The organism is Priestia sp. P5_B4, assembly GCF_056400385.1.
Genome location: NZ_JBFULJ010000109.1, coordinates 1 through 8,851, shown reverse-complemented (window position 1 = coordinate 8,851; position 8,851 = coordinate 1). Strand labels below are relative to the sequence as shown.

At 34.2% G+C, this 8,851-nt stretch carries 7 protein-coding genes; 4 read left to right on the top strand and 3 right to left on the bottom strand.

Annotated features, from left to right (window positions below):
- Positions 1-280: 280 nt before the first annotated feature.
- The 3 genes from AC1DRF_RS11625 to AC1DRF_RS11615 form a co-directional block, all read right to left on the bottom strand.
- Positions 281-1,261, bottom strand: coding sequence for a carbohydrate kinase family protein (locus AC1DRF_RS11625; protein WP_279621330.1), 981 nt, complete (start codon positions 1,259-1,261; stop codon positions 281-283).
- A gap of 40 nt (positions 1,262-1,301) precedes the next feature.
- Positions 1,302-2,696: an MFS transporter gene (locus AC1DRF_RS11620; protein WP_279621331.1), complete on the bottom strand. Its 1,395-nt coding sequence runs from the start codon at positions 2,694-2,696 to the stop codon at positions 1,302-1,304.
- Positions 2,697-2,897: 201 nt separating this feature from the next.
- A complete protein-coding gene (locus AC1DRF_RS11615) occupies positions 2,898-3,959 on the bottom strand; it encodes an NAD(P)-dependent alcohol dehydrogenase (RefSeq protein ID WP_279621333.1) in 1,062 nt (353 codons plus the stop codon).
- Positions 3,960-4,270: 311 nt separating this feature from the next.
- On the opposite strand from AC1DRF_RS11615, the gene AC1DRF_RS11610 reads away from it, so the two are divergent.
- The 4 genes from AC1DRF_RS11610 (at position 4,271) to AC1DRF_RS11595 (ending at position 8,746) form a co-directional block, all read left to right on the top strand.
- Positions 4,271-6,805 carry a tetratricopeptide repeat protein gene (locus AC1DRF_RS11610; RefSeq protein WP_477740788.1) on the top strand — a complete coding sequence of 845 codons (2,535 nt, stop codon included), beginning with the start codon at positions 4,271-4,273 and terminating at the stop codon, positions 6,803-6,805.
- A 590-nt stretch (positions 6,806-7,395) separates the two neighbouring features.
- On the top strand, positions 7,396-7,875 hold the full coding sequence (locus AC1DRF_RS11605) for a DUF2975 domain-containing protein (RefSeq protein ID WP_477740787.1): 480 nt from the start codon (positions 7,396-7,398) through the stop codon (positions 7,873-7,875).
- A 10-nt stretch (positions 7,876-7,885) separates the two neighbouring features.
- Entirely contained in the window at positions 7,886-8,107 is a 222-nt protein-coding gene (locus tag AC1DRF_RS11600) for a helix-turn-helix domain-containing protein (RefSeq protein ID WP_098563508.1), read from the top strand.
- A gap of 75 nt (positions 8,108-8,182) precedes the next feature.
- Positions 8,183-8,746, top strand: coding sequence for a hypothetical protein (locus AC1DRF_RS11595; RefSeq protein WP_477740786.1), 564 nt, complete (start codon positions 8,183-8,185; stop codon positions 8,744-8,746).
- Positions 8,747-8,851 lie beyond the last annotated feature (105 nt).

Here is an 8,851-nt window from a genome sequence, read left to right as displayed (position 1 = left end):
GTCAAAGTGAAGATACGGATATTACGACTTCTGAAAAAGGGAAAAACAATGACAAATCAACAAACAAGCAAAAGAAATAAGTAAGTCTCTTCTACGATTTAATAGAGGGAATAGTTGAGGAGGTTTAAGGAAGGGCTGCCTAGCTGTATTGGCAGCTTTTTTTATTTCCCTTTTATATAATCCATCGACTTTCCATGTGTAGAAAAAAGCCACTTGTATAATGATAAGTGGCTTTTTTACTGTGTTTGTTCTAGTTATTGTATTATTAATGCTAGGCTTTTTATACGCTAGTAATTTCTATTTCTTCAATATTTGGCAGTGCTTCGATTGCTCCTATCTTTGTACATACCAGTGCTCCAACCCGGTTTGCAAATGCAATAATGTCGAGTAACTGCTCGAAATCATTTTCAATGGACTTGATATTCCGTGTATTAGCTAATTTGAATAAAGTTGCACCTACAAAAGCATCCCCAGCTCCCGTAGAGTCAATGGACTTGATAGAAATACTTTGTACTAGTTCTTTTTTTCTACTATTAGATATGAATGTTCCCCTTTTTCCAAGCGTAACTGCTACAATTTTGGCACCCATTTTATGGAGGGTATCCACACCTACTTCATGATTCTTAACGCCTGTGATAATCTCTAATTCTTCCTCACTTACTTTCACAAAATCACTTAAAGCAATAGCTTTCTTTGCGATTGAGATGAAGTCAATTAATCTTCCTTTCCATAAATCACTTCGATAGTTAGGATCAAAAGAAATAAATTTTCCGTCCTCTCTAGCACTAGATATAAGGCTTAAATAAGTTTCACGGAATGGAGAAGTTAACATAGCTGTGGCTGAACCAAAATGAAGGATTTTAGCTTTATTTATTTCATTTAGGTCAATGTCATCCATTGTCATTAAAGCGTCAGCTCCCCTATGGAACACAAAGTCTCGCTCGCCATTTTCTTGCAGTGACACAAAGGCTAGAGTAGTTGCCGTTTTCTCATCCCAAGCAAGCATAGAAGTATCTACGTTTAATGAATTTAAGATTTCTTCTAAAAAGTAACCGAATGGGTCCCTGCCTACTTTACCACTAAATGATGCATTCCCCCCGAGTTTGGCTATGGTTGCGCATACATTTGCTGGTGCTCCGCCGGCACTTTTTAAAAATTGGCGTCCTTCTATTAAATTAGAATTAATATTGCTACAAAAGAAATCAATTAATAATTCTCCTACACAAACAATTGGAGCATTTTTGTTTACTTTATTTTGCATCTATATCACACTCATTTACTTAATTTTAAAATTGAATTAACTACTTAGATTTTTTCTCTAAATCCAAAATCATTTTCTTGTATGTTTTTTCAGTTAAGGGATAAAAACATATTATTAATACAGAAAGTAAAATGAAAATTCCTGGTACTAACGCATTCATATTTTTAATAGCATTTAGGGAAGTTACGGTTTGTTCTGCATTAGCTACATAACCTGCTATGCCTAAATAGATAGCTGAAAATGATCCTGCAAGTGCAACTCCTAACTTATTAGTAAAACTCATTAAAGAAATAACAACGCCATCTGCTCGAACTCCAGTTTTCCATTCAGCATAATCTACACAATCGGCAACCATTCCCCAAGCTAGGGTGTTTAATGGGGTTGTAAAAAATCCTGAAGCAAACAACCAAAATAAAATTAAAGTTACTGAATCAAAAGAAGTAAATTGGAGTCCTATATATGAAATAAGAGATACGCTAGCTGATACAATCATTACACTCTTTCTACCCCATTTATCGGAGAATAAAGGAATAAATAAGTTACTGATTAGTGCAGCTCCAAAAAATAAAACAGTGCCCCAAAATACTAATTCTTTTTGGTGAACATTGTAAGTAAAATAGTAAACCATTGTACTAAGTTTGATATTAAAACCGATAGCAAATGCCAAGAAAGACGAAACTAGTACTAGTAGTGGTTTGTTTTTAAACAAAACAGATAAAGTTACTTTAAGTCCATGTTTTTTACTCTTTTTAGGAGCAATGCGCTCGCGTACTGTAAAGAAGCTAAACAGATTTAAAATTATACTTACAACAGCATAGACTAAAGCAGTCATCTGAAATCCAAATTCCTGATTTTTGCCTCCAATAGCTGATACAAGAGGGGTTGCGCATGAAATGGAAAGGAGGATTCCTACATAAACCAATATCATACGAGTAGTTGTTAAAACCGTGCGTTCCTGAACATTATTAGTAATTCGTCCTGTTAAGCTATTAACTGGAATCGTTTGCATACTAAACGTCATCCCCAGTAAAATGTAGGTAATATACATATATATGACATTGCCCGTTGACCCTAAGTGAGGGTTGGTAAAACATAGGATGGTAAATAAAGCAAAAGGAAGTGAAACCCATAATAAGTATGGTCTTGCTTTTCCCCAACGGGTATTAGTTTTATCTAAAATAACTCCCATTATAGGATCGCAAATAGCATCCAAAACTCGTACTACTAAAAACAAGGTCGCAACAGCTGCAGGATGGATACCTCCCACATCAGTATAATAAAAAAGTAGATAGGCATTAACGAATTGAAAAACAATATTATATGCCATGTCTCCCGATCCATATCCAAACCGTTCAAACCAGGATAACTTAGTAATAGAAATAGATTTATCTTTAATTTCAGTCCCTAATATTTGTGATTGTTCTGCGTTTTGCATAAGTCGTAACCCCCAGAATGCGTTTTCAAAAAAATGCTAAGAAAGATAGTAGAAAGTCCATATTATCAACAGCTATCTTAAAGAAAAACAGATGCGGTTTAGTTGCAATTGTTCTATTTCTAAAACCGCATCTGAAAATTAAAAGTTCAAGAATTTTGTTATAAATACCAACTAGAACCTAGCTTTCAAGTCTAATGTTTTTTATTCGTTTGGATACACTATAATTTTTAAACATTCGTTTTTAAAATTTAGTGCTCTCTCCATTGCTTCCCGTGTTTCGGCTAACGGATATCTATCTGTTACAAGATGTTCTGTGTCAATTGCACCAGAAGAAAGAAACTTAATTCCTTTTGGATAAGTGTTGGCATAACGGAAAATACCGTATATATCAATCTCATTATCAGCAATAAATGGTACATCGAGTGGAATATCGCTTTGAGGAGGTAAACCTACGATTGCTAATTTCCCACCACGACGAAGTGAAGCTAATGAAGATTGTAATGCTTTTGGATTCCCTGCTGTCTCCCATGCAACGTCAACACCTATGTTTTCAGTAATATTTTTAATTTCATTAAGAGGATCTTTCTCTCTAATATTAATAACGTGAGTTGCTCCCATTTGCTTAGCTGCCTCAAGACGCAATGGCTCTAAGTCTGTTGCTATTATTGTACTTGCTCCAAATGCTTTTGCTGCTGCTACAGCCATTAACCCTACCGGTCCCATTCCCATAATCGCAATTGTTGACCCAGGCTGAAGTTTTGTTCTCGTCGCTGCATGGATACCAACTGAAAAAGGCTCTATTAAGGCAGCATCTTCATAGGAGAGGGAATCCGGGATCAAAAAGACAAAATCCTGACGCATTTTTATATATTGAACAAAGGCACCATCAACTGGTGGTGTTGCCAAGAATTGAACATCTGGACAAAGATTATATCGTCCCTCTTTGCATGCTTCACAATGTCCGCAGGTTACTCCTGGTTCAACGGCTACGCGGTCCCCTACTTTAAATCTTTCAACAGATGATCCGATAGCTACAACCTCACCTGAGCACTCATGTCCAAGGATAAATGGTTTCTCTACTTTGTATTTACCGATTCTACCATGGGTATAATAATGTAAGTCTGAGCCACAAATTCCTACGGCTATTACTTTAATTAAAACTTCATTATCATCAATTTGAGGTAAAGGCAATGTTTCAATACTGATTTCTCTTGTGCCGTGCATGACAGCTGCTTTCATGGTTTTAGGTAAGTTGTTATTCATCAATAAATTTCCTTTCTTTAATTAAATTTCTATATAAACTCACAAAGTAAAAATTAATATGAATTTATTTTTAACTCATAAATCTCTAATGTGCTTAACTGTAACTTAAACATATTTCTGTTTTCTGTCGTCATGTAAGTGCATACATTTTAGTTTTTTTTATTACATGAGCTAATTTTACCTGTTAACGTTACGTTACCAATAGCTTTTTGTACTGTATAAAAGTACAGTAGCACTGTACTTTTCTTTTTTATATACAATAAAAAAAGATATAGCGTTAAAATAAAACTAATAGGAGGTGTAAAATTCTTATGGCTGAAATTGAAGATCAGAAGAAGTTTGCGGAACTATTATCTTTGGGTGTTAAAGAACTAAAACTTCACCCTGATTATAAGATTAAAAGAAAAAAGGGCGAAGATAGCTCACTAGGACAATCTTATATAGCTAATATCGCAAATGAATTAGGTGTATCTTCTAATACAATTAAAAGTTGGATAGGGCAGATGGGAGTAAAATATATTCCTGGTCGTATTGACGATGGAAAGCTCTTCGGCATCATATGGATAATACTAAAAAAAACGAATTTAGATATTTTAGATATAAGTTGGTTCTCAAAACTGATGGAAACAACTTCTATACCCACTCTTAAACCTGCTTTACCTGCTTGGGTGTCTTCGTGTCTAGAAAAGGCAAAAATATTAGGGAGAGACAACTCATTTGGTACACCTCTTGATAAAGATATTGAGGAAGTAGTTAAAAAAATATTTCATAGTAAACTTCAGACTGAGGATGCTACTCCAAAGGAACATTCTACAATACATAACCTACCAACACGCTGGTCAGGAGTTTTTATTGGAAGACACTTTGACTTAGAGGCAATTCGTCAGTGGGTAATTTCTCCTTCTCCATTATGTTTAATTTCTGGATGGGCTGGTATTGGAAAAACAACTATTGCTCTTGAAGTAGCGTATGCATGTGTTCAGGAGCATCATAAGGAAGCAGAAAGCCTTGAAATAGATTGGCCAAATCTTAACTCTATAATATGGTTTAGTGCTGATTGGAAAGGACTAACTTTTAGTGACTTTTTAAATACAATTGCTTACCAACTTGGCCGAATGGAGCAAATAAACCGATCAATTGATGAGAAACGTTTTGTAGTTCGTAATGCATTGGCTAATTACGCAAAAGAAGAGTCTGTATTACTTGTTATAGATAGCATTGATACAGCTGAAAGTGAGATTTACGAATTTATTACTAACCTTCCACAAGGCGTTAAAGTATTACTCACATCTCGTGAAAATCTACAACAAAAATATAGAAATAAATTCAGGGATATGGTAACCATTCAGCTAAAGGGCCTGGAAAAAGAAGATGCTCTTAACTATCTTTCTTATGAAGTGCAACAACATATGAAAATGTCTAACTCTTCAACTAAACAAGAACAAATGGAACAGTTATTAAATAGCCCTCGTGAAATTCGCGAAGAGCTAATTTCGGCCACTGCTGGAAATCCTAAAGCTATTGCGCTTAGTATAGCTTACATTGCAGATGATGAAATTCCTGCTCAGCAACTTATTCAGGAACTAGGAAAAGCCGGTTACTCACTGTTGGAATTATTTGATTTTCTTTTCGGACGCACGTGGGAGAAATGTGATGAAGATACTTTACATCTTTGGAAAGTGTTATGCTTTTTCAGTAAACCTCCTGACGAGAAAAGTTGGGCAACAGTGGCTGGACTAGACGCTCGAAAATTCCATTATGCTGTTGATCAAATGAAACTATTTGCACTTATCCAAGGAGAACGTATAGAAGGGAAAATTCATTATCTAGGACATCAAACCGTAGTAACGTATGGTAAACAACGATTGTTAGAAGATAAACAATTTGAAAATGTAGCACGTAAGCGTTGGAGTCAATACTATATCCATTATTTAGATAACTATTTAAAACGGGATCTTCCAGATTCTATTTATTGGAGTTATTTGCTTGGTCGTGATTTAGAGGAAATTAAGAAAGAATGGCCAAATATACTCAAAGTTATAAAATGGGCAAACGAATCTGATCAAAGAGAGCTTTTAATTGAACTTTTAATTCGTATAAGCCATTTTCTAAGCCGAGTTAATTTACCTTTAAGGATCAAATATGGGAAAATAGCTGCTGATTATGCAAAACAACTCAGAAAACATACCCATGAAGCATTCTTTCGAATCGACACATTGGGGTGGGCGCTGATGGAAGTCAATAACTTAGATGATTCCCTACTACAAATAGATTACGGTCTAAAGACACTAGATCAGTTAAGCTCAGATAGTTCTGATGTTTATGATTTGAAAGCTTGGGGACTTGCCTTAAAAGCAAGGCTCTTGTTGAAGAAAAATAACCCTAACAAAGCAGAATGTATTCTTGAAGAAGTTAGGGAGATCTCCACTACACCAGTTATTCAACATAGAATTTCATTAGTGCGCGGTGATTTATGTATGGTTTATGAAAATTATGAAGCAGCAATCCGATTATATGAAGAAGCTAATGAAATCAGTTTAATATACGGAGGAGAAAAGACCATTGAAGCTTACTTCAATTTAGGGATAGCTTATGTTATTTGTGATAAGCTTGAGGAAGCAGAAAAATGCTTTTATAGTCTTCTTTATCATAAAGATAAAGCTAACCAAATTGAACTAATATACTACCACTATGGGATGGCCCAATTGCTATTACGAAAAGGAGATCGTATAGAGGCTTTACGTTCTAACCAAAAAGCTATCAACCTTATCGATTCTTGGGGACCAACCATTAGTATTCGAAAAGAAGTAGAAGAATTCAATGAAATCATTAAATATAAAATTTGAAAGAATTAAGTAGAAAAAAGCCACTTTTTTTATACAAGTGGCTTCTTAAATTGGCTATGTTTTAAATAACTTTAATCATTTAACCCTTGATTCTCGAGTCTTAGATTGTTTAGCTGTAGAAAATATAAAATGTTGTCTTTTTTACATTCTCTTCTTGCATTGATTAAATTTGACGACTTTCATTTTTATCTTGACTGCTCACACGTATATATCCAAATCTTCTTTTTCTATTTATATCCTTATTTTGTGTTTCTCTTCCTCTTGCTTTACCAAAGAACGTTCGTAAAGATATATAAATTAAAGAAAACGTTCGTAATTAGTTTTTAAACTTAAACGAACGATAAAAATAATAGATTTCTTATGAAAAACAAAAGTCCGTAAACGTATACTTTTACGGACTTTTATCTGATTGGGCCAGTCGTAAATTAGATAGTTTTAAGTTTAAAAGAGCATTTCTCTATAATGAGGAATGCTCTTTTAAAAAATATGAATAAACGATAAAAATATGGATAAAAAGAATAAATATTTATTGTAAAACAATAAATATTATGTTAAATTCAAACAGATAATAAATAGGTGAGGTGCTTTTTATGAAACAAGGAACAACCCTCTTTTTAAAGATAGCTGTTATTCTTATTGGAATTCCAGTTCTTGCTTTGTGTATCTTCTTGGTGCCCAAGATCGGGAATTTTGCTGGAGAATTGTATCCAGATATGAATTATATGAAATCTCTCATTTTTATTGTGATGTATGGAGCAGCTCTGCCTTTTTACTTTGCCCTCTACCAGGCTTTCAATCTTTTACGGTACATTGACGGAAGCAAAGCGTTCTCAGAATTATCTGTAAAGGCGTTAAAGAACATAAAGTACTGTGCGATTACAATTAGTGGCCTGTATGTACTAGCTTCGCCACTATTTCATTTTATAGCGAAAAAAATTGACCCTCCTATTGGATTAGTGGGACTCATCATCATTTTTGCTTCATTGGTTATCGCCGTTTTTGCTGCTGTTCTTCAAAAACTGTTAAAAGAGGCGATTGATATAAAATCAGAAAATGACTTAACGGTCTGAGGTGAGTAATGTGGCGATAATAATTAATATCGATGTGATGTTAGCTAAAAGAAAAATGAGCGTAACAGAACTTTCGGAGAGAGTAGGAATCACAATGGCTAACCTTTCTATATTGAAAAATGGAAAGGCAAAAGCCATTCGGTTCTCGACTTTAGAAGCAATTTGTAAGGCTTTGGAATGTCAGCCTGGAGATATTTTAGAATACAAATGTGATGAAGATAAACAAGAATAACACTAAAGGCTTTCTGCTATTTGTTGAGATAAAAAAAGCTATGTAAATAGCTAAAGATTTAGAAGGAGCAATTAAATGTCGATTATTCTTGTATTCATTATATCTATTGGCTCTTTAGTACTAGGAATTAGATGGTGGAATACAAGACGAGGAATATCACTCATCTTACTAACTCCTGGATTTTTAATGTTACTCTCTATAGGGTATGTAGTTTTTAATTCTTGGTATCACACAGATCCAAATTTATTAAAGTTTTCAGTTCAAAAAGAAAACCAGGTATATACAGTGAAGGGGGTTTGGGAAAAGCCCTTAGATGCCTATAGATTTCCTACTGATTTTATCATCTTCTATGTTCCTAATAATGCAGAAATAACTTATGTTAAACGTAATAGAGTCAAAGACTATAAGAACATGAATCAGGAGTTCCTAGAAGAATCAATTAAGGAATGGATAAAAAAAGAGAAGCCACCTAAATCCTCCGCGCAAATCTTTGATATAGAGACGTCAAAAAAGTTCAGTTTTTCATTTATCCTTCCCGATGACGTGAAGGGAGACGATGTAAGAATTTATTACGCTCATACAAGAGAGGAACCAATGGATGCGTTAGAGTTTTGGTTTAAAAAAATAGAGTTGAAATAAGATTATATTTTGGCAAGATCTTATCTAAAATATAGTATCAGATTATAATCTGTCCAATCAAAAGGTAAGCAAAATAAAAAGCAACCTCATTTTTGTCATAGGAGT

What these genes read in the sequence shown, in the direction of transcription:
- AC1DRF_RS11605 (WP_477740787.1), top strand. Translation starts at nt 7,396, where the DNA reads ATGAAACAAGGAACAACCCTCTTTTTAAAGATAGCTGTTATTCTTATT.
- AC1DRF_RS11620 (WP_279621331.1), bottom strand. Translation starts at nt 2,696, where the DNA reads ATGCAAAACGCAGAACAATCACAAATATTAGGGACTGAAATTAAAGAT.
- AC1DRF_RS11625 (WP_279621330.1), bottom strand. Translation starts at nt 1,261, where the DNA reads ATGCAAAATAAAGTAAACAAAAATGCTCCAATTGTTTGTGTAGGAGAA.
- AC1DRF_RS11595 (WP_477740786.1), top strand. Translation starts at nt 8,183, where the DNA reads ATGTCGATTATTCTTGTATTCATTATATCTATTGGCTCTTTAGTACTA.
- AC1DRF_RS11615 (WP_279621333.1), bottom strand. Translation starts at nt 3,959, where the DNA reads ATGAATAACAACTTACCTAAAACCATGAAAGCAGCTGTCATGCACGGC.
- AC1DRF_RS11610 (WP_477740788.1), top strand. Translation starts at nt 4,271, where the DNA reads ATGGCTGAAATTGAAGATCAGAAGAAGTTTGCGGAACTATTATCTTTG.